This window comes from Rhizobium sp. C1 (assembly GCF_021026335.1).
Classification (GTDB): Bacteria; Pseudomonadota; Alphaproteobacteria; order Rhizobiales; family Rhizobiaceae; genus Ensifer_A.
In genome coordinates this window covers 224,563-247,450 of record NZ_JAJNCY010000005.1, presented here as the reverse complement: position 1 = coordinate 247,450, position 22,888 = coordinate 224,563, and the positions used below count along the sequence as shown (strand labels likewise).

Genomic DNA, 22,888 nt, shown 5'->3' with positions numbered 1-22,888 from the left:
ATTGAGTTAGTATTGACTTACCGGAAGTAATCCGGATGTTTCAGCCGCAATTCCGCGACATCCGGAATGACTGCGTTAAGATGATGCAGGATTGCAGCCCGGGCTGCGTCGGCGTCGTGGGCTGCTATGGCATCTCGGATCTCGACATGCTCCTGGATCACCTTGTCCATGCGCCCGAGGATCGGCAGCGTGATCCGCCGCGCGCGGTCGATCTGCACCTTCACCGATTTGAGGATTGTCCAGATGCCGGGATAGCCGGCAATCTGGGTGATTGCCTCGTGAAAGGCCTCGTCTTCCTCGTGAAAGCCGGATGTGTCGCCGAGCGCAGAGCAGGTGCGCTGGCGTGCGATGATGGCATCCAGCCGGGCAATGGCAGCAGCATCCGCAACTTGCGTCGCCTTCTCTACGGTCGTCGATTCCAACGCCTTGCGCACCACCACGGCTTCCGGGATCGCGGAGACGGGAATGCGCGACACGACCGTGCCCGACTGCGGATAGATGTCGACCAGCCCGCCTTCCGAAAGCCGCAGCAGGGCCTCTCGCACGGGCGTGCGGCTGACGCCGAATTCCTCGGCGATCTTCTTTTCCTGCAGGGCGATGCCGGGCGGCATCTTCAGCGACAGGATATCAGCATGCAGCCGTTCATAGATGGCGCGCGCCGTGGTCACGCGGACAAGGCTCGGGGGCCTTCTGCCAGCGGAAGCATCGTCAAGGCTGCGGGTAGGCTCGTTCTGCGTCATCAAGGGGCTCTGTTGACAGGATCAAGTGTACTAGTATATCAGTTATGCAGACTTGCCAAGGGCCACGACGGAGGAGGTCGGCCCGCACTGAGAATTTCCCGGTGTTTTGAAATCGATCTAAGTGTCGCGGCACCCCGGGTGCCCGCCTGAAGCAAACGGAGGAGCCAGCATGAAAATTTCGCGTAGGACATTTGTCGGAGGCGCGGCCGGCGCGGTTGTCCTGGGGTCGTTCCCCAGCCGCCTGCTTGCGGAGATCAAGAAGCCCGCAAGCCCTGTCACGATCACGGTCGCCGATGTGGCCGGCAATCTGGCGCTGACGCAAGGCATGTTCGAAGCCTATGCCAAGCAGAAGCCGGACTGGGTTTCGCGCTTCGCCTTCACCAAGGCGCCGGCGCCGGAACTGCCGGGCAAGATCAAGGCGCAGCAGACGGCCGGCAAGGTCGATATCGATCTGGTGCTGACCGGTACGGATGCACTCTCCGCTGGTCTCGACCAGGGTCTCTGGCTCGACCTAGCCGCGCACAAGGCAGACCTGCCGGATCTGGAAAAGATCTATATTCCGCAAGCCTGGAAGATGCAGGCGCTGGCCAAGGATCAGGGTGTCGTTGTCACCTATTATCCGTCCGGTCCGCTTCTCGAATACATGCCGGATAAGGTGAAGACCCCGCCGAAGAACACGCAGGAGCTTCTCGACTGGGCCAAGCAGAACAAGAACCGCTTCATCTATGCCCGTCCCGCCAATTCCGGCCCCGGCCGTACCTTCCTGATGGGCCTGCCCTATCTGCTGGGCGACAAGGACCCGCTCGACCCGACGAACGGCTGGGCGAAGACCTGGGAATACCTGGCGGCGCTCGGCGAGAATATCGAATATTATCCGAGCGGCACCACGCAGGTCTGCAAGGAACTCGGGGAAGGCACCCGCGATATGATGGTTTCGACCACCGGCTGGGACATCAACCCGCGCGCGCTCGGTATCGTGCCGGCCGAGGCCAAGGTCGCCAAGCTGGACGGTTTCCACTGGGTCACGGACGCACACTATGCCGTCGTCCCGAAGGGTGTGCCGGACGAGAAGGTCGCGGTGCTGATGGATGTGCTGAACTTCATCCTGCAGCCGAAGCAGCAGGCGATCGCCTATGACGCCGGCTATTTCTATCCCGGCCCGGCGGTCAAGGATGTCACGCTCGACATGGCCCCGCAGGCCAGCCAGGACACGATCAAGCAGTTCGGGCGTCCCGAATATGCCGACTGGATCGCCAACAACCCGCTGGAAGTGCCGCTGAAGCCCAAGCAGATGGTGGAAGCCTTCCGCATCTGGGATGAGAAGATCGGTTCGAAGAAGGGCTGATTGGAAGTCGAAGCAATTCCGGGAAAAGTGGGAACCGGTTCTCCGTCCGGAATTGCGTCCAAACAAAGCGATGCGGGCTTGGCGTCCGCACCGCCTGTCTTTCCGGAATGGAGCATAGAGTGAACGCAGTGGCAGAACATGCGAACCCGGCATCAGTTGCATCGGGCGTGGGCGCATCACGAATTGGTGGGCGTCTTGAGCTTGACGGTCTTCGCCGGTCTTTCGGCGCTTATAACGCGCTGGCAGGGATCGACCTTGCCATCGAGCCCGGCGAGTTCATCGCGCTGCTTGGCCCTTCGGGCTGCGGCAAGTCGACGGCACTCAACTGCATTGCCGGACTGCTGGAACTCACCGGCGGCGAAATCCGTCTCGGCGGCCGCCGCATTGACCAGCTCGAGCCGGAAAAGCGTGGCTTCGGCATGGTCTTCCAGAGCTATGCGCTGTTTCCGCATATGAGCGTGCGCAAGAATGTTGGCTTCGGGCTTGCCATGCAGGGCATCAAGGGGCCGGAGGCCGAGAAGCGCATCCGCGACGCGCTCGCCATGGTGCGGCTGGAAAGCCAGGCGGACAAGCTGCCCGGACAGCTCTCCGGCGGACAGCAGCAGCGCGTGGCCATTGCCCGCGCCATCGTGATCCGTCCGCCCGTCGTCCTGATGGACGAACCGCTCTCCAATCTCGATGCCAAGCTGCGCCTGGAAATGCGCGCCGAAATCCGCGCCATTCACGACCAGATCGGCTCGACCACCATCTATGTCACGCATGACCAGGACGAGGCGCTGTCGCTTGCCGACCGCATCGTCGTCATGAGCCAGGGGAATATCCAGCAGATCGGCACACCGGAAGAGCTTTATCAGCGGCCGGTCAATCTCACCGTTGCCGACTTCATGGGCTTCCGCACCCGCATGCCGGGCCGGATCGTCTCGGTCGCCGGCGACGAGGCCGAAATCGAGGTCGATGGCAGCCGCTTCACCGGTCTGGCACGCGAAACGTTCAGGGCGGGCGAAAACGCGGCTCTCGCCATTCGCCCTGAAGACCTGGTCGCGAGCGCCACGGCACCCGGCATTGCGGCAACCGTCGTCAGCATCGAATATCGCGGCCGCGCCTTTTTCGGGCTGGCGCGCACGGCTGCCGGGGCGGAACTTTACTTCCGCGCCGATGAGCCCCTGTCGCGCGGTGCGTCTGCCTATCTGTCGCCGGCTCCGCAGCGCGCCCTGATCTTCCGGGAAGACGCGGCATGAGCGCGCCTTCGCTTCGCAGCCGGCTTGCCGCACGCGGCCTTGACGGCACGACACTGCTCATCCTGCCGGGGTTGATCTTCATCCTGGCACTCTTCGTCTATCCCTTCGCCTTTGGCGTGATCGACTCCCTGCGCCCCAAGGAGGGCGCCTGGTATGCCAACTACGCCAAATTCTTCCATGATCCCTATCAATACGGCACGATCGCCGCGACGCTGTGGCTGGCGCTTCCGGTGACCATCGTCAATCTCGCGCTCGCCGTGCCGATCGCCTTTCGCGTGCGGCTCATGCGCCGGCAGCGGCTGCTGACGACGATCCTCGTTCTGCCGATCACGCTGGGCACGGTTTTCGTCGCCGATGGCCTTTTGACCTTTTTGGGGCCGCGCGGCTGGTTCAACCACGCGCTGATGCTGCTCGGCATCCTGCATGAACCGCTCAAGCTCACCAACAATTACTGGGGCGTCTTTGCCTCGTTGCTGATCACGGGCTTTCCCTTCGCCTTCCTGCTGACGCTCTCCTATGTGTCCGGCATTGATCCGGCCATCGAGCAGGCGGCGGCGACGCTCGGGGCGGGGCCGCGCCAGCGTTTCGCGCGCATCTTCCTGCCGCTGCTGGTGCCCGGTCTTGCGGTGACCTTCTGCCTGTCCTTCGTGCAGGCCTATGCGGTCTTCCCCTCCGCCGTGCTTCTCGGCGCGCCTGCCGGTCCGACGCGCGTCATTTCGATTGCGGCCTATCAGGCGGCCTTCGAGCAATATGATCACTCCATGGGCTCGGCGATCGCGCTCATCATGGGCGGCGTTGAGCTTGTCGTGGTCGTGCTGGTTCTGGCCGGCCGGTCCCTCTTCTATCGCGGCCCCGCCGGCGGCACGAAAGGTTGATCCCGATGATCCGTGACAAGGGCCTCACTTCGAAAATCTGGCGCTTCGCCATCTGGGCGGTGGCCGGCCTGTTCGTGCTCAATCTCGCGGCGGTGATTGCGGTCGTGATTATCAATTCCTTCGCCACGCGCTGGCTTGGCACATGGCTGCCGGCCGGCTGGACGACGCGCTGGTATTTCGATGCCTGGAACGAGTTCCAGCTGTCCGATGTCGTTCTCGTGACTTTCGAGATCGTCTTCACCGTCACGATCCTGTCGGGCCTGCTCGGCATCATCACGGCCTATGCGCTGGCGCGGCGCGATTTTCCGGGCAAGAAGATCGTCGTTCTGCTCTTCCTGCTGCCGCTCCTCATTCCGACGCTGACCTATGGCATTCCGCTCGCAACCGTGCTTTATCAGTTCGGGCTCGGCGGCACGTTCTGGGGCGTTGTGCTGATCAACCTCGTGCCGTCCTTCCCCTTCGTCGTGCTGGTCATGATCCCCTTCATCGAGCAGATCGATCCGCGCATCGAGGCCGCCGCTCGCGTCTTCGGGGCAGGGACGACCAGCCTCTTCCTGCGCATCCTGTTCCCGCTGCTCCTGCCCGGGATGCTGGCCGCGCTGCTGCTTGTTCTCGTTCGAGCGCTCGCCATGTTCGAGCTGACCTTCCTCGTCGCGGGCCCGACGACACAGACGCTCGTCGTCTCGCTCTACTATGCGGTGTTCGCCTCGGGCGTACGGGCCTCGCAATCCATCGACGCCATGGCGGTCGTCTACATGGTCACGACGCTGTTCTGGCTGGTGATCGCGCTGCAATTCGTCAACCCGACGCAGATCGTCACCCGCGCCAAGCAGCAATCGGCGCATTGAAACCGGCGGCCCGCGCAACTCGGGCCGACCGTCAGACGGGTGGTTCGGCTGAGCGCGTGGAGCAGATATCTGTGGCGTTTCCAGGCGGATTTAAGCCAGCAGGCGCGGCAGACGCTCCAGCAGCAAGTTCAGGAACTGACGGGCGGCGTTGGAAAGCGTTCGTGAACTGGGATAGACCGCATAAAGCGTCACCGGATCGGGTGACCAGTCTTCAAGCAGTGGAATGAGCCGGCCGTCCTCGAACGGGCGACGGCAGAACATAGCCGGAAGCGACGCGGCCCCCAGACCTTGCAGGGCGGCGTTGAGAAGGGCGCTCGGAAGTGTCGTGGTAAACACCGGCGCGAAGCGATGCGTCTGCACTTGACGACCCTTTTGAAGTCGCCATTTCCAGTCGGTTCCGCGGCTGCCCAGCCCGATGCAGCGAAGATCCTGAAGCTCGTCCGGGCTCCTGGGAAACGGCCGTCCTTCGAGCAGATCCGGCCGTGCGGCCAGAGCATAGGGTGCCGACATGATCTTGCGGGCAACGAGGGTCGAGTCAGGCAGTGGTGTGAAACTGGGATAGATGGCGAAATCGGCAAGCGTTTCGCGCGGGTCGAAAACGCCCATCGTCTCTTCCAGATGCAGGCGCACATCCGGCACCGAGGCGGCAAATTCCACCGCCAGTGCGTCGACGATGGCGGCCCCGATCACAGGCGGGCACACGACGTGCAGCACGCCTGTCGGATAGGCGCGGGTGCGTTCGGCCAGAGCCAGAACCTTGTCGGCCTCATTCGCCAGCCGAACGCAGTGCTGGTAGCATTCCGATCCGAAATTGGTGAGCCCGAAGCGCCGGCTGTCACGGTGATAGAGCGGCAGGCCAAGCCGCGTTTCCAGATCACCCACGCGCCGGGCCAGTGTCGACTTGGCGATCCCCAAGCGTCTCGCGGCAGCCGATATTCCTCCCGATTCCACAACCTTTCGAAATAGATACATGTCGTCGAGGCCATTCATCAGCGTCTCCCTATTCAGGACGATAACGTCCTGAATATAGAACGTCATCCGCCAAATTCGCAGCTATTATTTGGCCTTCACCTTCGGGCTTGGCGGACTTGCCGTCTTCCCGCTGCGCTTCGGGGCCTGTGCGGCCCTGATTGAAAACGCCACACCGCCGAACCTCATCGAGATCATCCGCAAGTACAGGGCGACGATCTGCTTTACCGCACCCACCGCCTATCGGGCCATGCTCATGGCGATGACAAGGGGGTCGATCTTTCCTCGCAGCGTATTGCCGTTTCGGTTGGCGAAACGCTGCCCGCGCCGGTTTTCGACGAATGGGTCAAGCGGACCGGCAAGCCGATCGTGGACGCCCCCTATGTCCGGGAATGCGCGGTCATTGGCGCGGCCGATAAGGCGCGGGGGCGGATCGTGAAAGCCTATGTCGTTCTGGCCGAACAGGCGATCCCTGCCGAGCCCACAGTCAGGGATTGCCCAAGACGGAATCCGGCAAGATCCAGCGCGTCCGGCTCAAGCAGCCGGTTGCCTGAGGGATTTGCAAGACATTCGGCACCGGGCGCCGAAGAGCCCGGTGCCGACATGGCCGATCAAAGCGTCGATTTGCCAGGAGACCTGATCGCCCTCAATACCCGCCTATGGCCGAGAGGGCGCGGCGTGTCCATGAGCCCGGCAAGAGGGCGATCAGCAGGCGGGTGAATTGCAGCTGCAGGGTCATGTAGCGATGAAGCGGCCCGCCTTGAATTGACGAGACGATCGACCGCGCCACATCGTCGGCGCTGAGGTTGGCACCGAGGCGCACATGGAACGGATTGGCTGCGGCATTGCCCGCCATCATCGGCGTGTGCACGAAGGGCGGCATGACGTCGCGCACGGCAATGCCCTGACCGCGCCATTCAACGGCAAGCGCCTCGGTGAAGCCGCGAACCCAGAACTTGGAGGCCGAGTAGATCGCAAGGCTGGGAATCCCCGCCGCCGCGGAGGCGGAGGAAAGATTGATCACGACCGGCTTGCCCCCGGCATCGGCGCTCGCCTTGAGAAGCGGAAAGGCCAGCCTCGTGCAGATCGCTAGCGCCATCGTGTTGACGGTGGTGATCCGCGCAATGCTTTGCGGCGTCTGATCCTTGAAATGACCCGACCACAAGAGCCCGGCATTGTTGACCAGCAGGTCGAGTTTGCCGCCGGATGCAGCGCCAATTGCCTGCATCAGCGCCTCGACCGCGGCCGCGTCGGACAGATCGCAGGTGAAGGGCAGACTTGCCGGGCCGAGGTCTGCGGCGGCGCGGGCTAGCGCCTCGCCGTTGACGTCGACCAGTGCGACACGCCAGCCGGCCTTGACCAGACGCCCGGCCGTGGCCAGGCCTATGCCGGATCCCGCACCCGTGACCAGCGCGAAACGGGGTTTGTTCATCATCATCTATTTCTCCTGTGAAACTTTGAAATTTTCGGTCAGATGTGTCGGAAAGGCAGGGCGGTCTCTCAGGTGATCCGACGCAGTGTGGCCAGCAGCAGCTCGAACACCTTGCCATAGGGCGGCTGGAAGAGTGCCGTACCGGCCAATCCGGTCTGGCTGAACACCGGCTTGTAATGGCTGAAGGTGCGGAAGCCCCATTCGCCGTGATAGGCCCCGGTTCCGCTGGCGCCAACGCCGCCAAATGGCTGGTCCTCCTGAGCCAGATGCCAGAGGCAATCATTGACAGTTACGCCTCCGGCATGGGTTTCGCGCAGGATGCGCTCTCGATTGTCGCTGTTGCTGCCAAACAAGTAGAGCGCCAGCGGGCGCTCGCCCGCCTTGATGCGGGCAATCGCCGCATCCACGCCGTCATATTCGACGATCGGAAGAAGTGGCCCGAAGATTTCTTCCTGCATGATGCGCATCGAGGGCTTTACGTCGAGAAGCAGCGTCGGCGACAATTTCCGCGAGCCCGCGCGGTTCGCAGCCACGGGCGCGATTTCGATGACGCGGGCGCCTTGCGTCCGCGCATCCTCGACCAGGGCGGCAAGACGGTCGCGGTGACGCTCCGAGATGATCGACGTGTAATCGGGATTGCTCTCGATGGTCGGATAAAGTGCCTTGACGGCGCGCGACAACTGCTCGGCCACGGCTGTGCTCTGTCCCTGCGGCACCATCAGGTAATCCGGTGCGATGCAGGTCTGGCCGGCATTCAGCAACTTTCCGAAGGCGAGGCGGCGGGCGATCCGGGCAATATCCGCAGACGGATCGATGATGGCTGGCGACTTGCCGCCGAGTTCCAGCGTGACCGGTGTCAGATTGGCCGCTGCCGCCATTGCCACCTGCCGGCCGACCGCAGTAGAGCCGGTGAAGAAGAGATGGTCGAAGGGCGTGGCAGAAAAGGCTTTGCCGACATCGGCATCGCCGGTCACGACGCAAAGCTCCGCCGGATCGAAGAGCTTGGCAACCAGCCGGGCCAGCAGATCCGAGAAGTTCGGTGTCAGTTCCGACGGCTTGATCATCGCCCGGTTACCGGCAGCAAGGGCTGCGACGGCGGGGCCGATGGCGAGCTGATACGGATAGTTCCAGGGCGAGAGGATCCCGACGACGCCAAGTGGCTGCGGCATCAGCCGGTTGTGGGCGGGCAGGAAATGAAGCGCAGTCGGCACGCGTTGGGTGCGCATCCAGCGCTTCAGATGCGACTTGGCATGGGCGATGCCGCCGGCGATGACGAAGAGTTCGGCGAGCCGCGTTTCATGCGAAGAGCGGCCGGCAAAATCGGCATTGATGGCTGCGACAATCTCCGGCTCATGATCTCGCGTCAGCGCCATAAGCCTGTCGAGACGGGATTGGCGGCGTTCGAGGCTCGGCCAGGGCTCAGCCTCGAACGCCGCCTTCTGGGCGTCGAAACGGGTCTTCAGATCGGTCATGTCTTTCCTCCTGAGCATTACGGTCGTGGTGTTTCGTGACCCATAGTCCTCCGTCGGCGCATCATGCGTCGGGCGTGGCTTACGCCCCATGACAGGCAGGGCCACATGCTTTATCATTCGGGCCAAGTAATTTACCGAGTTCATGCCGATATGGAATTCTGGAACTATCCCCGCAGCCCTGCAGGCGTTCTCGTGCTGGTCGAATTCGGCAACCGGCGCGGCCTGTCGACGGCCGACCTTCTGACCGGTAGCCGGATCACGCAAGCTGCGCTGCGCTCGCCCGACATCGAGATTGCCGCTGCGCAGGAATTGCGCGTTCTGACGAATCTCGTGAAGGCGCTGGGCGATCCGGTCCGACTGGGCATTGATGCGGGCCTTGAATTCCATTTCGCCACCTATGGAATATGGGGGCTGGCGCTTCTGAGCCGGGCGACCGGGCGCGACGCGCTCGAATTTGCCATGCGTTTCCTGCCGCTGACCCATGCTTTCACCGCGATTTCGTTCCAGGAATATGCCGATCATGGCGTCCTTTCCTTCGATGAACCCGACTTGCCCGTCGATGTGCGGGATTTTGTCGTGGCCCGCGACATGGTGGCCGCCACACTTCTGATGCGCGAGAACCTGGGTGATGAACCTGAGCTGCTCGGCTTCGACATGAGAGCTGCGCCTCGCGATCTGAACGGTTTTGCGGCCTTGCCTCCCGTTTTCGGTACTCCGATCAATACGGGTGCCGCGCGCAATTGCATTGTCATCGGCAAAACCTATCTCGATCGCCCTCTGCCTCAGGCTAACCCCGTGACTGCGGCACTGACGGAATCCATGTGCCGCCAGCGCCTGGAACAGCAGAAACGCGGCCTGAAGACGGGTGCCGTGTCCTTTCGCTATCGCAGCGCCTATGCCGAAAGGCCGCCCGGCAGCCTGACCGACTTCGCCCGGCTCGCCAATCTGAGCGAGCGTACGCTGAAACGCCGGCTTCAGGCCGAGGGCACGACCTTTCGAGCGCTCTCAGCCGAGGGCCGGCGCCTCCGGGCGGAGACGCTGCTTGCCGACGAAACGCTCACCGTTGGCGAGATCGCCGAACAACTCGGCTTCAGCGATCTCTCCAGCTTCTCGCAGGCCTTCAAGCGGTGGACCGGCCTTGCGCCGAGCACCTATCGAAGGCGCGCGCGTGAAACGGCATCAGGCCATTAGCAGCCGCTCGCGCATTGACGCCCAGGACAGGCCTGGCGCTTTTTCGCCAATCACGGCGGTCGCAGCCTGCGTATTGCCGCTGACGAGGCTTGGCATGCTCGAGGCATCGGCGACGCGAAGCCCCGTTACGCCGCGTACGCACCATCACGCACTTTCACATCGACAGGAAAATCGAAGGCGATCTCGCCCAACTCGCCCCGATACTCGAGGGCAAGGCGAGTGCGTTCGCCGGCGATGACGTAGAAGCCTCCGCGCATGTCGGCCTTACGCACCACCTTGTCGGCCTCATTCGCCAGCCGCACGCAGCGCTGGTCGTATTCCGATCCGAAATTAGTGATCCCGAAGTTCCGGCTGTCACGGTGATAGGGCGGCAGTCCAAGCCGTGTTGCCAGCTCGGCGACCCGGCGGGCGAGATTCGACTTGGTGCCCCCCAAAAGTCTCGCGGCGGCCGCAAGTCCGCCGGATTCCAAAACCTTTCGAAACAGATACATGTCGTCAAGGCCGTTCGTATTCGTCTCTAAATATGGACGATAGCGTCCCGAATATAGAACGCCATTGCGGGAAAATGCAGCTATTATTTTCCTCAACGCTGAAACGGATGGATCACGCTCATGCTGATGACAAACGAAATCATTCTCGAAACCCCCTTTGGTGCTCTCAAGGGCGTCAAGCGCGATGGTGTTGCCGCATTCCACCGGGTTCCCTATGCCCGGCCCATCTCAGGCGAACGCCGGTATCAGCTTCCGGGCGAGCCGCTTCATTGGAGCGGCCCGCTGGAAGCCTCCCAAACCGGGTTCGTTGCTCCGCAACTGCCCTCGCGTCTCGATGCGGTGATGGGCGTCTATCCCATGACGCTCGATGAGGATTGTCTGCATCTCGAGATCTGGTCGCCGGTGGCACCGGACGCCTCGGTGCCGGTTCTCGTCTTCGTCCATGGCGGTGCCTTCATGACGGGCGGCGGCTCGTTGCCCTGCTACGACGGCGCGCTCCTGGCGAAGAATAGCGGCTGTGTGGTCGTCAATATCAACTATCGCCTCGGACCGCTCGGCTTTCTGTCACAACCTGGCTTTGCGCCAACCAATCTCGGGATTCACGACCAGATCGCCGCGCTCAAATGGATCGGTCAGGCGATCGGTGCTTTCGGGGGCAATCCGGACGAGATCACCATTTCGGGTCAGTCCGCCGGCGGTTTCAGCATCGCCGTCATGCTGGCGAATCCGGCCTGCAAGGGGCTATTCAAGCGCGCGATCCTCATGAGTGCGCCGCTGGGTCTGCGGCTTCGCAAGGCCGAGGATGCTCCGCCGGTCGCGCGCGGCATGCTCGAAGTTCTGGGCTATGACCCCGCCAATCTGGAGCCTATGCGGACAATCGCAGCGGACCGTTTCATGGAGGCGTTGCGTCTCCTGCAGCAGAAGCCGCAAGCTTCGCCTGTTCCGGGCGATGTCGCTCCGCCATTCATGCCGGTGATCGACGGCGATCTCATCAAGCGCGACCCGATCGACGCGATCATCGACGGTGAAGGTTCCTGGTGCGATACCATCATCGGGATCACCCGCGAGGAATACGGTTCCTTCGCGCTGGGCAATCCGTTGTTCGCCAACTTCACGGACGAGCAGCTGAAGGCCGAATTCGTGCGGGTGTTCGGCGACGGTGCCGAACATGCGCTGGCCGTGGCGAAGAGCCGCCGCGCGCCGGCCCATCCCGGCGCAATTCTCGCCGACCTTCGCGGTGACGAAGCTTTCAATCACCTGAGCGCCGAGTTCGCCGCTGCGCAAGGCCGTCATGGTGCGAAATCCTACATGTACCAGTTCGACTGGCAGTCCTTGCGTCCGGGTCTGGGAGCTTGCCACTGCCTCGATCTGCCTTTCCTGTTCGGCAATGTCGAAACCTGGATCGGTGCCGGCGCGGCCTCGATTGCAGGTGCCGATCTCGCTGAATTGCAGGATCTCTCGCGCACTTTCCAGACAGCATTGATGACATTCGTTCACGCGGGTTCGCCCGAGGGCGAGGGACTGCCGGCCTGGCCGCAATATGGCGAAAACGGCACGAGACTTCATTTCGACCGGAGGGTGCAAGCCTACGCAAGCATCTGACGTCATTCAAAAAAAACAGAGAGGGGAATGACATGCAGACGAATGACAATCCAACAACCAGCGGGGGCAGCGTGTTCACCACGATGCTCCTGTGCTTCCTGATCGTGACGCTCGACGGTTTCGACACGATCGCGATCACCTTCGTTGCGCCGATCCTTGCCAAGGATTGGGGTATTGCGCCCGCCGCCATGGTGCCGACATTCCTGGCAACCAGCGTCGGTGCGGTCGTCGGCTATATGGCCTGCGGGCCGCTGGCCTTGCGCTTCGGCGCGCGCGCCATGGCGCTGGCCAGCGTCGTGGTCTTCGGGCTCGGTTCGCTGGCCACCGTCCTGGCAGGTGACGTGACGAGCCTGACCGTCCTTCGCTTCGTCACGGCACTGGGTCTTGGCGGCGCATTGCCGATCGCCATCGCGAGAGCCGCCGATCTGATGCCCGGTCCGAAAAGCGCCATGGCCGCCATGATCATCGCCACCGGCATCTCCGCCGGCGGCGTCCTGGCCGGCATTGCCGGCGGGCCTCTGATGGCGCATTTCGGCTGGAAGGGCGTCTTCATTGCGGGCGGCATCCTGCCGCTTCTTCTCCTGCCGTGGATTGCGAGCGCCATCCGTGACGGTGCGGCAAAGGCACGTCCGGTCCAGGACGGCAATGCGGTGTCCGCTCTCTTCGGCAACGGCATGGCGAGCGCCACGGTCACCCTCTGGCTCTTTGCCTTCCTCGTCTTCGTCATTGCCTATGCGCTGATCTCGTGGATGCCGACGCTGGCGCTGCAGATGGGCCTTCCGCCCGAGAAGGCGCCGGCCATCGCTGCCGCCTTCTCGATGGGCGGGCTGGTCGGCGACCTGTTGCTGATCTTCCTGTCGGCGCGGGTGCAGACGGCGATAACACTGCTGGTCGCGGCCGTCATCGGTCTTGCCGGGATTGCCGTCTTCGGACTTGCAGGGATTTCGGTCGGGGCGATCATGCCGCTCGTCATTCTTATGGGCGTCGGGTTCATCCCCTGCTGCGTTGCCCAGAGCGCCCTTGCCGTCACCATCTATCCAGGGGCGCTGAGGACCACCGGCATCGGTTGGGCCGCCGCCATGGGCCGCATTGGCTCCATTGTCGGACCCGGCATCGGCGGTGCGGTGCTCGCCTTCGGCTGGCCGCCGCAACAGATCGTGCTCGCGGCCGCCGTTCCGGCAGCTGCTGCCATCCTGCTCCTGCTGCTTTTCGTGAAGAACGCACGGCAGGCAGCCGTCGCGGTGTGATCCTGAGATCGGCAGGAGCGACGGTCCTTGCGGTCGCTGCTCCTGCCCAAGAGCATCCCATTCCGGTACCGATCCAGGGTAATATTTCAAGCTTGAAATAATATCCAAATGGGCGCAGTTTTATGAAAGGACAGGTCGTCCGAAGAGACGACGATGCTCGCGGCCTGCGGACCGGAGCCAAGAAATCAATACCAATAAATCCAGAAACAAATTGGAGAGTGGAACAATGACAGCACTGGGACCCACCGGCCTTGCCGACACATTTGCGCGTGACAACCTGCCGCCGGCCGAGCTTTGGCCAGCCATCGACCTGACCGGTTTCGACTATCCGGAATGGCTCAACGCGGCCGAAGAACTGACCGACCGCATGGTAGAGCGCGGCTTCGGCGACCGCATGGCGCTGATCGGCAACGGCCGTCGCCGCACCTACAAGGAACTCACCGACTGGACCAACCGGCTTGCCAATGCACTGGTTGAGGATTTCGGCCTGAAGCCGGGCATGCGGGTGCTGATCCGCTCCGCCAACAATCCGGCCATGGTTGCCTGCTGGCTCGCCGTGACCAAGGCGGGTGGCATTGTCGTCAACACCATGCCCATGCTGCGCGCTGCGGAACTCGCCAAGATCGTCGACAAGGCGGAAATCGAGATGGCGCTATGCGACACGCGGCTCATGGAAGACATGATCGCCTGCGCCAAGGAAAACGCGTTTCTCACCAAGGTCATCGGCTTTGACGGCACCGCCAATCACGATGCCGAGTTGGACCGTGCGGCGCTCGAGAAGCCGGTGCAATTCAAGGCCGTGAAGACCGGCCGCGACGATGTCGCGCTGCTCGGCTTCACCTCCGGTTCGACGGGCATCCCCAAGGCAACGATGCATTTCCATCGCGATCTGCTCATCATTGCCGATGCCTATGCGCGCGAAGTGCTCGATGTTCAGCCCGACGATATCTTCGTCGGCTCGCCACCGCTCGCCTTCACCTTCGGGCTGGGCGGCCTCGCCATCTTCCCGCTGCGCTTCGGGGCCTGCGCGGCCCTGATTGAAAACGCCACGCCGCCGAACCTCATCGAGATCATCCGCAAGTACAAGGCGACGATCTGCTTCACCGCACCGACCGCCTATCGGGCCATGCTCTCGGCGATGAACGAGGGCGTCGATCTCTCCTCGCTACGCATTGCGGTTTCGGCTGGCGAAACGCTACCCGCGCCGGTTTTCGACGAATGGGTCAAGCGGACCGGCAAGCCGATCCTGGACGGCATCGGCGCAACCGAGATGCTGCATATCTTCATCTCGAACCGGCTCACCGACTACAAGCCCGGCTGCACCGGCAAGCCGCTGACGGGCTATGAGGCGAAGGTGGTGGACGAGGCCATGAACGAGGTTCCACGCGGGACTGTCGGGCGGCTTGCCGTGCGTGGCCCTGTCGGCTGCCGCTATCTCGCGGATTATCGCCAGACGGACTATGTCAGCGACGGCTGGAACGTCACCGGCGATGCCTTCATTCAGGATGAGGACGGCTATTTCCACTTCGCAGCCCGCAACGACGACATGATCGTTTCGGCCGGCTACAACATAGCCGGGCCGGAAGTCGAGGCGGCGCTGCTGGCTCATCCCTATGTGAAGGAATGCGCGGTGATCGGCGTGGCCGACGAAGCCCGCGGGCAGATCGTCAAGGCCTATGTCGTTCTGGCCGAACAGGCGATCCCGGCTGAGCCGACCGTGGAGCTCCTGCAGCTGCATGTCAAGGCGACGATCGCGCCCTATAAATATCCGCGCGCCATCGAGTTCGTGAAGGAATTGCCGAAAACGGAATCCGGCAAGATCCAGCGCTTCCGGCTCAAGCAGCCCGCGGGCTGAAATCAGCGTGCCAGCCAGCCGCCATCGACATTGAGGATCGCGCCGGTCACGTAATTGGCGGCCGGCGACGCCAGGAAAACGGCGGTGCCGGCGATGTCGGAGGCCTCGCCCCAGCGACCGGCGGGGATGCGCTCGAGGATCTGGCGCGAGCGGTCCGGATCGGCGCGCAGCGCGGTCGTGTTGTCGGTGGCGATATATCCGGGCGCGATGGAATTGACCGTCACGCCATGCGGGGCCAGCTCGTTGGCGAGTGCCTTCGTCAGCCCGGCGACGGCATGCTTCGAGGCCGTGTAGCCCGGAACGCGGATGCCGCCCTGGAAGGAGAGCAGCGAGGCGATGTTGATGATGCGCCCGTGTTTGCGGTCCTGCATGCGGCGGGAGGCGGCCTGCGACAGGAACCAGACGGAATCGAGATTGGTGGAAAGCACCGCGCGCCAGTCTTCCTCGCTATGCACGGGCAGATCGGCGCGGCGGATGATGCCGGCATTGTTGACAAGAATGTCGATGCCGCCGAAGTCGGCCTCAAGCTTCTCGATCAGCGCTTCAGCACCGGCGGCGTCGAGCGCGCCGAGATCGGCATGGACGTCCTTCGCCTTGCGGCCGTGGGCAGCGATGGCTGCGGCGGTTTCATCGCCGGGGCGCGAATGGGTGGTGAAGGCGACGTCTGCGCCGGAGGCAGCGAGCGCCACAGCAATCGCCTGGCCGATGCCGGCCGCTCCACCCGTGACCAGCGCCCGCTTGCCCTCGAGCGAGAATGCCTTTGCCCAATCGAATGTCGCCGTCATCGTATCCTCCCGCTTGTGGCTATCGTTGGAGCGAAGTCATGAAGGCTTGGGGTTGGGTGCGCAAGTCTGAAAATAATTTGCGTCCGGCTGGGGTTATGGGACGCTTGAACAGTCGTTTGCATTTGCGGCGAGCCCCCTCATCTGCCTGCCGGCATCTTCTCCCCGGCGGGGAGAAGCGGGCAAGCCGCAGCCTCTCGGGACCTCCTCGCCCCACCGGGGAGAGGTCCGCCGAGCGGAAGCGGAGGCGGGGTGAGGGGGCCACACGGCAGAACGGAAATTATCCCCGCTGAGGCCGCTTACCGGATCCTCTGATCATCCGCCCCAAAGCACAGCACACTCGCCGCATCAAACTCCGCGCGCACCGTCTCGCCATCCTTCATCGGGCGGATACCGCCGTATTTGACGGTGACGAGGGTTTCGCCGCTGCGGGCATGGACCAGTGTTTCCGAGCCCAGATGCTCGACCATTTCAATGTCGAGCAGCAGACTTGAATCGCCGCCGTCCTTGAAGATTTCCGGGCGGAGACCCGCGACGAGGCGGGTGCCATCGGCAAGCTTCGTCGCCAGATGACCGGCGGGGAGGACAATGCCGGAGGCGTCGAGGCGGATCGCGGGCTGGCCGTTGTTCGTGACCGCCGTGGCGGGAAGGAAGTTCATCTTCGGCGACCCGATGAACCCGGCGACGAAGCGGTTATCTGGGTCGGAATAGAGCTTGAGCGGCGAGCCGACCTGTTCGATGCGGCCATCGCGCAGCACGACGATCTTGTCGGCGAGCGTCATCGCCTCGACCTGATCGTGCGTCACATAGACGACGGTTGCGCCGAGCTTCTTGTGCAGCTTGGCAATCTCGACGCGCATGTGCACACGCAGCTCCGCGTCGAGGTTCGACAGCGGTTCGTCGAAGAGGAAGACTTTCGGGTGGCGCACGATGGCGCGGCCGATGGCCACGCGCTGGCGCTGGCCGCCGGACAGCGCCTTCGGCTTGCGGTCGAGCAGCTTTTCGAGTTCCAGAATGCGCGCGGCATCCATGACCTGCTTCTCGATTTCCGCCTTGGGCACCCCGGCGAAACGCAGGGCAAAGCCCATGTTCTGCCGCACGGTGAGATGTGGATAGAGCGCGTAGGACTGGAAGACCATGGCGATGCCGCGCTTCGACGGGTCCGTCTCGTTCATCCGCTCGCCGCTGATCATGAGATCGCCGGAGGAGATGTCCTCCAGACCGGCGATCATGCGCAGCAGCGTGGACTTGCCGCAGCCGGACGGGCCGACGAAGACGGTGAACTCGCCCTTTTCGATCTCCAGATCGACGCCCTTGATGACCTCCAGCGCGCCGAAGGTCTTGCGGACGGATTTCAGTGACAGTTCGCTCGTCGCCATGGTGCCCCCCTTAGACGGCCGTCAGTGACAGGGTCTGCGTCGCAAAGCGCGGCGAAGAAACCTTCACGCTCACGGCACCCGTTGTCCCGGTCGATTCGATCCAAAAGCCGGTCGTTCCGCCCGTGAGAATGATGGTCTCCGGGCCGAGCAGCTTGGCGCTGCCCGTGACTTCGACATGCACCGGCTCATCCAGGAAGGGCAGGATATTGCCGGCCTGGTCGAGCGCGCGGACGATGAAGCGGACCTGATCCTTGGTGGCAGCCGGCAGCGTCTGGTCGTCGGCGACGACTTCGAGCTTGGCCGGGACCGGGTCCGCCACCATGTTCATGCGGGCGACTTCCTTGCCGCCGATGAAGCCGATCAGTTCGCCCGGCTGCCATTCCATGCCCCAGAGGCCGAGTTCGTCCTTGGAGAAATGGCGGTGGTCGATGACGACCGGCGGATGCGGCAGATGCGGGAAGCGTTCGCGATCCGGACCGACGCGCTTGCGGATGCCCGAGCCATAGGCGATTTCGATCTCGTCGCAGTTGGTCAGCACGATCAGCGGCAGGATGCCGCCGATATTGCGCTCGCCGCGCGCCCAGAAGGAGGCCGGCTGCATGACGACTTCGTCGGACGGTTCGCACTGGCTCTTGTAGGCGTAAGCGGCGAATTTCGGTTCGCGGAAGATGTCCATCACGCCGTGATGGCAGATGCGGTCGCCGGAGCCGAAGTCCTTGTGCGTGTTGTAGTCGAACATGCACCAGCCGATGGCGCCCGAAATCGACGGATCGCCATACATGGCGTTCAGCACCTGCAGGTGGCGGGTGACGTGTTCGGCCTGGCGCTGTTCCTGGTCATGCCGCTTCGTCGGATACATGTGGCCGCCGAATTCGGTGATGATATAGGGTACCTTCTGCTTCAGGCCCGTGCATTCCTGCTGGTCGCGCAGCGGAATGCGGCCGCGGTTGGCGCCCGGCATTTCTTCCGAACCCAGCACGAAGTCGTTCATGGTGAAGACGTCTTCGAGGAATTCGCTGTCGGTGATGTAGCGCACGCCGCCGGTCTGGCGGGTCGGATCGAGCGCGCGCGCGGTCTTGTTGGTCTCGACATAGAAGTCGTGATTGTCCTGCGACTCGTTGATGCGCACGCCCCACATGATGATCGAGGGGTGGTTCCAGTCGCGGCGGATCATCCGCTCGACATTCTTCACGCTCTCGGCCTGCCAGTCCTTGCCGCCGATATGCTGCCAGCCGGGGATTTCCTCGAACACGAGAAGGCCGATGCGATCGCAATGGTCGAGGAACCAGGGCGACTGCGGATAATGCGAGGTGCGCACGAGATTGCACTTGAGATCGTATTTCAGGATCTCGGCGTCGCGCTCCTGCGCGCGTTTGCCCATCGCATAGCCGGTATAGGGCCAGGATTGGTGACGGTTGAGGCCGCGGATCTTCAGCGGCTTGCCGTTGAGGAAGAAGCCTTCCGGCGTGAACTGCGCGGTGCGGAAGCCGAAGTTCGAGGAGAGGTTGTCGGTGCCGCTGGCGGTGACGAGAACGGCCTCGATCGTGTAGAGAACCGGGTTTTCCGGCTCCCAGATCGAGAGGCCGGCCATGTCGGTGAAGGAGACGATTTCGGAAGCGCCGGAGACCGTCTTTTCCGTCGAGGCGATGACCTTGCCGTCGGAGGACTTGAGCGACAACGTGAGCGTGCCTTCGAGCGCCAGGCTAGAAGCGGCGCGCAGGTCGACGCGGGCGGTGACCGACTTGTTCTCAGCGAGCGCCACCGGCGTTTCGATCTTGATGTTCTCGATCGAGACGGGGCTTGCAATCTTCAGCCAGGCATCGCGATAGATGCCGGCATAGGTAAGATAGTCGATCCGGCCGCCGAAAGGCGGGATTTCCGGGTTTTCGGACCCGTCGATCTTCACGGTGATCAGGTTATCGCCCGGCTTGAGATGACCCGTCAGGCGCGCCTCGAAGGGCGTGTAGCCGTCCTTGTGGGCAACGACTTCCGTGCCATTCACATAGACGACGGCATCGGCCATGGCGCCGTCGAAGACGACCGAAACGTCCTTGCCTTCGAACTCCGGCGACCAGGCGATGACCTTCTGGTAGGTGAAGGGCTTTTGATAGCCCTTTTCGTCGAAGTAGTTCAGCGGCAGATCCAGCGCATTATGCGGCAGGCGCACGGTTTCACCCTTGAGCGGGGAACCGGCGGCTGCCTTGTCGAAGCCGGCAGCAAAGATCCAGTTGTCGTTGAAAAGCGAGGTATTGCGCATGGGAAGTCCTATTTGATCGAGCCTGTCATGCCCTGCACGAACTGCCGCTGCATGACGAAGAAGACGAGAAGGGTGGGAAGCGTGGCGAGAATGGCGCTGACCATGACGGCGCCAAAATCCGGGTAATAGGCCGAGGCGAGCGACGAGACGACGAGCGTGATCGTCTTCATCTCGTTGCTTTGCAGCACGATGAGCGGCCAGAGATAGTTGTTCCAGGACGCCATGAAGACAATGATGAAGGCCGCCGCATAGGTCGAGCGCATCACCGGCACATAGATCAGCAGGAAGATCTGCCATTCCTTCAGGCCATCGACGCGGGCGGCATCGCGCAGTTCGGACGGGAAGGCCTTTGTGGACTGGCGGAAATAGAAGATGACGAAGGCGGAGCCAATCGTCGGCAGGATAACCGCCCAATGCGTGTCGATGAGACCGAGCTTGCCCATCATGATGAAGAGCGGGATCATCAGGGCCGCAAAGGGCACCATGAGGGTGAGCAGGATCCCGTTATAGACCCTCTCGCGATACTTGGAGCGGAAAACTTCGAAGCCGTAGCCGGCGAGCGAGGCGACGATGAGCGTCAGCGCCGTCGAGATCAGCGCGATCTTGATCGAGTTCCAGAAGACCAGCGGCACATCGACGGCGGCGGCAAAGGCGCGGATATTGTCGATCAGCGCGCTGCCGATGCCGATCTTGCCGGTGATGATGTCGTTCGAGTTATTGGTTGCGCCCAGGATCATCCAGATGAAGGGGAAGATCGAGAGAAAGGCCATGATGCCGAGGAAGGCATAGGTGAAGACGCTGGAAAGTGTACGGGTGAGCCGGTCCATCAGTCCTTCTCCCTCAATGCGTAGAACTGGATGACGGCGAGCAGTGCGACGGCCAGCACGATCACATAGGAGACCGTGGCCGCGTAGCCGAAGCTCGGCACGAACTTGAAGGTCAGGTTGTAGATATAGACCGAGAGCGTCAGCGCCGAATTCGACGGACCGGCAGCACTCCCGGCGTCGCTCGTCATGATGTTGCGCACCTCGTCGAAGAGCTGCAGCGTGCCGATCGTCGACGTCACGGTGGTGAACAGGATCACGGGCTTCAGCATCGGCACGGTCAGATAGAAGAACCGGCCCCAGGACGGCACGCCGTCAATGCGCGAGGCCTCATAGATCGACTTGTCGATGTTCTGGAGGGCCGCCAGGAAGAAGATCATGTTGTAGCCGGTCCAGCGCCAGGTGATCGCGATGATGATCAGCACGCGCGCCCAGAAGGGGTCGGTCATCCACGGGATCGGCTGGCTGGTGATGTGGAGCGCGAGCAGTGTCGAATTGATCAGACCATCCTGGACGAACATGCTCTTGAACAGAACCGCATAGCCGACCAGCGACGACACGCAGGGCAGGAAGATGGCGGTGCGGATAAGCCCACGGAATTTCAGGTTCGGATTGTCGAGCAGCGAGGCGAGGAAGAGCGCCAGCGTCAGCATCACGGGCACCTGCACGATGAAGAAGATCATCGTGTTGTAGAGCGCCAGCATGAACATCGGATCGTCGAAGAGACGCCTGATATTCGCGAGCCCGCCGAACTGGGTCATCATGCCCTTCCCGGTCTGGAACGACATCCAGAGCGAGTACAGGATCGGATAGACCATGAAGACGCCGATCAGCAACGCGGCGGGCGCGACGAAGAACCAGCCGTTGATGTCGAAATAGCGGTTCAGGCTGCGGTTTGCGCTTGCCATCTGAAGGCTTCCGGTTCGTGTCTGATGAAATTACCTCGCCCTATGGGGGAGGGATGCGTCGCCCGCCGGGGGCAGGCGGACGGCGCGATCGGATGCAGTGCAAGCAGCGACGGACCGGGTTTAGCCGGCCCTTCGCCACGCGGGAGGATTTACTGCATCGAAGACTTGGCCTGCGCCTCGATCGCCTTCAGCGCCGCGTCGACATCGCCACCCTTGCCGAGCGCCGGCAGCTGGGCTGCCACGGCGGAGTCGACTTCGTTGGTGAAAACGCCGTAGTTCACGGACGGCACCTTCGAGAGCCAGTCGGCAAACTTCTGCCAGATCTTTTCGCCGCCGAAGAACTTGTCGGCGGTTTCATAGGCTGCACCCTTACGGGCTTCCATGAGCGAGCCGACAGCGCCCTGATTGACGAGGATCTTCTGGTAGAAGTCAACATCCTTGCCATAGACCGAGTTCAGGAAGTCGATGGCTTCCTTCTTTTCCGGCGAAGAAGCCAGCACGTACCAGCTCGAGCCGCCGAGGTTGGAGGCATCCGTTGCGCCCTTCACATCAAGCTTCGGGATCGGAGCTACGCCCCACTTGTTTTCCTGGTCCTTCGTCGCCTTGATCGTGCCGGTGATCCACACGCCGGTGATGACGGTCGCGACATCGCCTGAGGTGAAAGTGCTGACCCAGTTCGACCAGCCGGAGGCCGGCTTGGTGATGCCGGAGGCAATCAGCTTGCCTTCGGTCTTGAGAGCTGCCTTGAGGGCTTCGTTGCCGGTGATGTTGAGCTCACCCTTGTCGTTGAAATACCAGCCGCCAGCCGACTGCATCATGATGCGGATCAGGCCGGCATCGTTGGGGTCGAGACCCATCATCTTCTTGCCGGTCTTTTCGGAGACCTTCTTGCCGATCTCGATATACTTGTCCCAGGTCAGGTTCTGCATGTCTTCCGGCTTGTAGCCGGCCTGTTCCAAGTAGTCCTTGCGGTAGTAGAGGCCGGTCACGCCGGAATCGAAGGGCATGGAATAGGTCTTGCCATCAACGGTGGCGAGCTTGACCTTGTAGGGCGCGAACTTGGAGTAATCGACAACGTCGTTCATCGACGCGAAGGCGCCGGGGAAGGACTGGATATATTTCTGTGCGCCGTAGTCTTCGATGAGAACAATATCCGGCAGGCTGGTCGTCACGCCGGAGGCGAGCGTCGTCTGCAGCTTGGCTTCAACGTCGGCCTTGGCGAAGTCGACGACGTTGATCTTGATGTCCGGATGCGTCTTGGAATAGATCGCGCCGGCTTCCTTCATGATGGCGACGTTGAAATTGGGATCCCAGCACCAGACGGTGATTTCCTTGGCCTGGGCCGCGGCCATCGCCAGCACGCTCGACGTGCTGAAGACGAGCGCAGCAAGCGACGTCTTGAAAGTCGTGTTCATCAGATTTCCTCCCGTGGA

At 62.5% G+C, this 22,888-nt stretch carries 21 protein-coding genes and 1 pseudogene; 10 read left to right on the top strand and 12 right to left on the bottom strand.

What is annotated here, in order from left to right; all coding sequences use genetic code 11:
• Positions 1-17: 17 nt before the first annotated feature.
• Positions 18-740 (bottom strand): GntR family transcriptional regulator, encoded by a 723-nt coding sequence (locus LQK83_RS13155; protein ID WP_230837855.1) that lies wholly within the window; start codon positions 738-740, stop codon positions 18-20.
• A gap of 169 nt (positions 741-909) precedes the next feature.
• Here LQK83_RS13155 and LQK83_RS13150 point away from each other — a divergent pair, with 169 nt between their 5' ends.
• From LQK83_RS13150 to LQK83_RS13135, 4 genes are all read left to right on the top strand, one after another.
• Positions 910-2,085 carry an extracellular solute-binding protein gene (locus LQK83_RS13150; RefSeq protein WP_230837854.1) on the top strand — a complete coding sequence of 392 codons (1,176 nt, stop codon included), beginning with the start codon at positions 910-912 and terminating at the stop codon, positions 2,083-2,085.
• A 128-nt stretch (positions 2,086-2,213) separates the two neighbouring features.
• Positions 2,214-3,323: an ABC transporter ATP-binding protein gene (locus tag LQK83_RS13145; RefSeq protein WP_442966759.1), complete on the top strand. Its 1,110-nt coding sequence runs from the start codon at positions 2,214-2,216 to the stop codon at positions 3,321-3,323.
• Positions 3,320-4,198 carry an ABC transporter permease gene (locus LQK83_RS13140; protein ID WP_230837853.1) on the top strand — a complete coding sequence of 293 codons (879 nt, stop codon included), beginning with the start codon at positions 3,320-3,322 and terminating at the stop codon, positions 4,196-4,198. Before LQK83_RS13145 ends, LQK83_RS13140 begins: the two co-directional genes overlap by 4 nt.
• 5 nt (positions 4,199-4,203) lie before the next feature.
• The gene (locus LQK83_RS13135) at positions 4,204-5,046 is read left to right on the top strand and encodes an ABC transporter permease (protein WP_230837852.1); all 843 of its coding nucleotides are present in this window, start codon (positions 4,204-4,206) and stop codon (positions 5,044-5,046) included.
• Positions 5,047-5,136: 90 nt separating this feature from the next.
• On the opposite strand, the gene LQK83_RS13130 is transcribed toward LQK83_RS13135, so the two are convergent.
• Positions 5,137-6,084, bottom strand: coding sequence for a LysR substrate-binding domain-containing protein (locus LQK83_RS13130; protein WP_230837851.1), 948 nt, complete (start codon positions 6,082-6,084; stop codon positions 5,137-5,139).
• 22 nt (positions 6,085-6,106) lie between these two features.
• Between LQK83_RS13130 and LQK83_RS13125 the strand changes: the two are divergent.
• Together LQK83_RS13125 and LQK83_RS21865 are read left to right on the top strand one after the other, a co-directional pair.
• A pseudogene (locus tag LQK83_RS13125) lies at positions 6,107-6,390 on the top strand (AMP-binding protein); the annotation flags it as partial.
• Entirely contained in the window at positions 6,385-6,735 is a 351-nt protein-coding gene (locus LQK83_RS21865; RefSeq protein WP_442966758.1) for an AMP-binding enzyme, read from the top strand. The pseudogene LQK83_RS13125 and the gene LQK83_RS21865, both read left to right, overlap by 6 nt.
• On the opposite strand, the gene LQK83_RS13120 is transcribed toward LQK83_RS21865, so the two are convergent.
• Positions 6,662-7,453: an SDR family NAD(P)-dependent oxidoreductase gene (locus LQK83_RS13120; protein ID WP_230837850.1), complete on the bottom strand. Its 792-nt coding sequence runs from the start codon at positions 7,451-7,453 to the stop codon at positions 6,662-6,664. The two genes, LQK83_RS21865 and LQK83_RS13120, sit on opposite strands and share 74 nt — an antisense overlap.
• A gap of 62 nt (positions 7,454-7,515) precedes the next feature.
• Positions 7,516-8,937: a coniferyl aldehyde dehydrogenase gene (locus LQK83_RS13115; RefSeq protein WP_269065561.1), complete on the bottom strand. Its 1,422-nt coding sequence runs from the start codon at positions 8,935-8,937 to the stop codon at positions 7,516-7,518.
• A gap of 87 nt (positions 8,938-9,024) precedes the next feature.
• On the opposite strand from LQK83_RS13115, the gene LQK83_RS13110 reads away from it, so the two are divergent.
• Positions 9,025-10,110: an AraC family transcriptional regulator gene (locus LQK83_RS13110; protein WP_230837848.1), complete on the top strand. Its 1,086-nt coding sequence runs from the start codon at positions 9,025-9,027 to the stop codon at positions 10,108-10,110.
• On the opposite strand, the gene LQK83_RS13105 is transcribed toward LQK83_RS13110, so the two are convergent.
• Both LQK83_RS13105 and LQK83_RS13100 read right to left on the bottom strand, forming a co-directional pair.
• Positions 10,099-10,206, bottom strand: coding sequence for a hypothetical protein (locus LQK83_RS13105; protein WP_442966752.1), 108 nt, complete (start codon positions 10,204-10,206; stop codon positions 10,099-10,101). The two genes, LQK83_RS13110 and LQK83_RS13105, sit on opposite strands and share 12 nt — an antisense overlap.
• A 29-nt stretch (positions 10,207-10,235) precedes the next feature.
• The gene (locus LQK83_RS13100; RefSeq protein WP_230837847.1) at positions 10,236-10,601 is read right to left on the bottom strand and encodes a LysR family transcriptional regulator; all 366 of its coding nucleotides are present in this window, start codon (positions 10,599-10,601) and stop codon (positions 10,236-10,238) included.
• A gap of 120 nt (positions 10,602-10,721) precedes the next feature.
• On the opposite strand from LQK83_RS13100, the gene LQK83_RS13095 reads away from it, so the two are divergent.
• The 3 genes from LQK83_RS13095 to LQK83_RS13085 all read left to right on the top strand — a co-directional run bounded on the left by LQK83_RS13095 (position 10,722) and on the right by LQK83_RS13085 (position 15,305).
• On the top strand, positions 10,722-12,203 hold the full coding sequence (locus tag LQK83_RS13095) for a carboxylesterase/lipase family protein (RefSeq protein ID WP_230837846.1): 1,482 nt from the start codon (positions 10,722-10,724) through the stop codon (positions 12,201-12,203).
• A 32-nt stretch (positions 12,204-12,235) separates the two neighbouring features.
• Entirely contained in the window at positions 12,236-13,450 is a 1,215-nt protein-coding gene (locus tag LQK83_RS13090; protein WP_230837845.1) for an MFS transporter, read from the top strand.
• Between the two features lie 226 nt (positions 13,451-13,676).
• Positions 13,677-15,305 (top strand): AMP-binding protein, encoded by a 1,629-nt coding sequence (locus LQK83_RS13085; RefSeq protein ID WP_230837844.1) that lies wholly within the window; start codon positions 13,677-13,679, stop codon positions 15,303-15,305.
• A 2-nt stretch (positions 15,306-15,307) separates the two neighbouring features.
• Here the strand turns inward: LQK83_RS13085 and kduD are convergent, their stop codons facing one another.
• The 6 genes from kduD to LQK83_RS13055 form a co-directional block, all read right to left on the bottom strand.
• Complete coding sequence (kduD, locus tag LQK83_RS13080) at positions 15,308-16,090, bottom strand: 2-dehydro-3-deoxy-D-gluconate 5-dehydrogenase KduD (protein WP_230837843.1); 783 nt, start codon at positions 16,088-16,090, stop codon at positions 15,308-15,310.
• Between the two features lie 296 nt (positions 16,091-16,386).
• Complete coding sequence (locus LQK83_RS13075; protein ID WP_230837842.1) at positions 16,387-17,466, bottom strand: ABC transporter ATP-binding protein; 1,080 nt, start codon at positions 17,464-17,466, stop codon at positions 16,387-16,389.
• A gap of 10 nt (positions 17,467-17,476) precedes the next feature.
• Positions 17,477-19,723, bottom strand: a complete 2,247-nt coding sequence (locus LQK83_RS13070) for a glycoside hydrolase family 2 protein (RefSeq protein WP_230837841.1) — start codon at positions 19,721-19,723, stop codon at positions 17,477-17,479.
• A gap of 8 nt (positions 19,724-19,731) precedes the next feature.
• Positions 19,732-20,550 (bottom strand): carbohydrate ABC transporter permease, encoded by an 819-nt coding sequence (locus LQK83_RS13065; protein ID WP_230837840.1) that lies wholly within the window; start codon positions 20,548-20,550, stop codon positions 19,732-19,734.
• The gene (locus tag LQK83_RS13060; protein ID WP_230837839.1) at positions 20,550-21,455 is read right to left on the bottom strand and encodes a carbohydrate ABC transporter permease; all 906 of its coding nucleotides are present in this window, start codon (positions 21,453-21,455) and stop codon (positions 20,550-20,552) included. Before LQK83_RS13060 ends, LQK83_RS13065 begins: the two co-directional genes overlap by 1 nt.
• Before the next feature lie 149 nt (positions 21,456-21,604).
• On the bottom strand, positions 21,605-22,870 hold the full coding sequence (locus tag LQK83_RS13055) for an ABC transporter substrate-binding protein (protein ID WP_230837838.1): 1,266 nt from the start codon (positions 22,868-22,870) through the stop codon (positions 21,605-21,607).
• Positions 22,871-22,888 lie beyond the last annotated feature (18 nt).

What these genes read in the sequence shown, in the direction of transcription:
- LQK83_RS13155 (WP_230837855.1), bottom strand. Translation starts at nt 740, where the DNA reads ATGACGCAGAACGAGCCTACCCGCAGCCTTGACGATGCTTCCGCTGGC.
- LQK83_RS13150 (WP_230837854.1), top strand. Translation starts at nt 910, where the DNA reads ATGAAAATTTCGCGTAGGACATTTGTCGGAGGCGCGGCCGGCGCGGTT.
- LQK83_RS13140 (WP_230837853.1), top strand. Translation starts at nt 3,320, where the DNA reads ATGAGCGCGCCTTCGCTTCGCAGCCGGCTTGCCGCACGCGGCCTTGAC.
- LQK83_RS13135 (WP_230837852.1), top strand. Translation starts at nt 4,204, where the DNA reads ATGATCCGTGACAAGGGCCTCACTTCGAAAATCTGGCGCTTCGCCATC.
- LQK83_RS13130 (WP_230837851.1), bottom strand. Translation starts at nt 6,084, where the DNA reads ATGACGTTCTATATTCAGGACGTTATCGTCCTGAATAGGGAGACGCTG.
- LQK83_RS13120 (WP_230837850.1), bottom strand. Translation starts at nt 7,453, where the DNA reads ATGATGATGAACAAACCCCGTTTCGCGCTGGTCACGGGTGCGGGATCC.
- LQK83_RS13115 (WP_269065561.1), bottom strand. Translation starts at nt 8,937, where the DNA reads ATGCTCAGGAGGAAAGACATGACCGATCTGAAGACCCGTTTCGACGCC.
- LQK83_RS13110 (WP_230837848.1), top strand. Translation starts at nt 9,025, where the DNA reads ATGCTTTATCATTCGGGCCAAGTAATTTACCGAGTTCATGCCGATATG.
- LQK83_RS13105 (WP_442966752.1), bottom strand. Translation starts at nt 10,206, where the DNA reads ATGCCAAGCCTCGTCAGCGGCAATACGCAGGCTGCGACCGCCGTGATT.
- LQK83_RS13100 (WP_230837847.1), bottom strand. Translation starts at nt 10,601, where the DNA reads ATGTATCTGTTTCGAAAGGTTTTGGAATCCGGCGGACTTGCGGCCGCC.
- LQK83_RS13095 (WP_230837846.1), top strand. Translation starts at nt 10,722, where the DNA reads ATGCTGATGACAAACGAAATCATTCTCGAAACCCCCTTTGGTGCTCTC.
- LQK83_RS13090 (WP_230837845.1), top strand. Translation starts at nt 12,236, where the DNA reads ATGCAGACGAATGACAATCCAACAACCAGCGGGGGCAGCGTGTTCACC.
- LQK83_RS13085 (WP_230837844.1), top strand. Translation starts at nt 13,677, where the DNA reads ATGACAGCACTGGGACCCACCGGCCTTGCCGACACATTTGCGCGTGAC.
- kduD (WP_230837843.1), bottom strand. Translation starts at nt 16,090, where the DNA reads ATGACGGCGACATTCGATTGGGCAAAGGCATTCTCGCTCGAGGGCAAG.
- LQK83_RS13075 (WP_230837842.1), bottom strand. Translation starts at nt 17,466, where the DNA reads ATGGCGACGAGCGAACTGTCACTGAAATCCGTCCGCAAGACCTTCGGC.
- LQK83_RS13070 (WP_230837841.1), bottom strand. Translation starts at nt 19,723, where the DNA reads ATGCGCAATACCTCGCTTTTCAACGACAACTGGATCTTTGCTGCCGGC.
- LQK83_RS13065 (WP_230837840.1), bottom strand. Translation starts at nt 20,550, where the DNA reads ATGGACCGGCTCACCCGTACACTTTCCAGCGTCTTCACCTATGCCTTC.
- LQK83_RS13060 (WP_230837839.1), bottom strand. Translation starts at nt 21,455, where the DNA reads ATGGCAAGCGCAAACCGCAGCCTGAACCGCTATTTCGACATCAACGGC.
- LQK83_RS13055 (WP_230837838.1), bottom strand. Translation starts at nt 22,870, where the DNA reads ATGAACACGACTTTCAAGACGTCGCTTGCTGCGCTCGTCTTCAGCACG.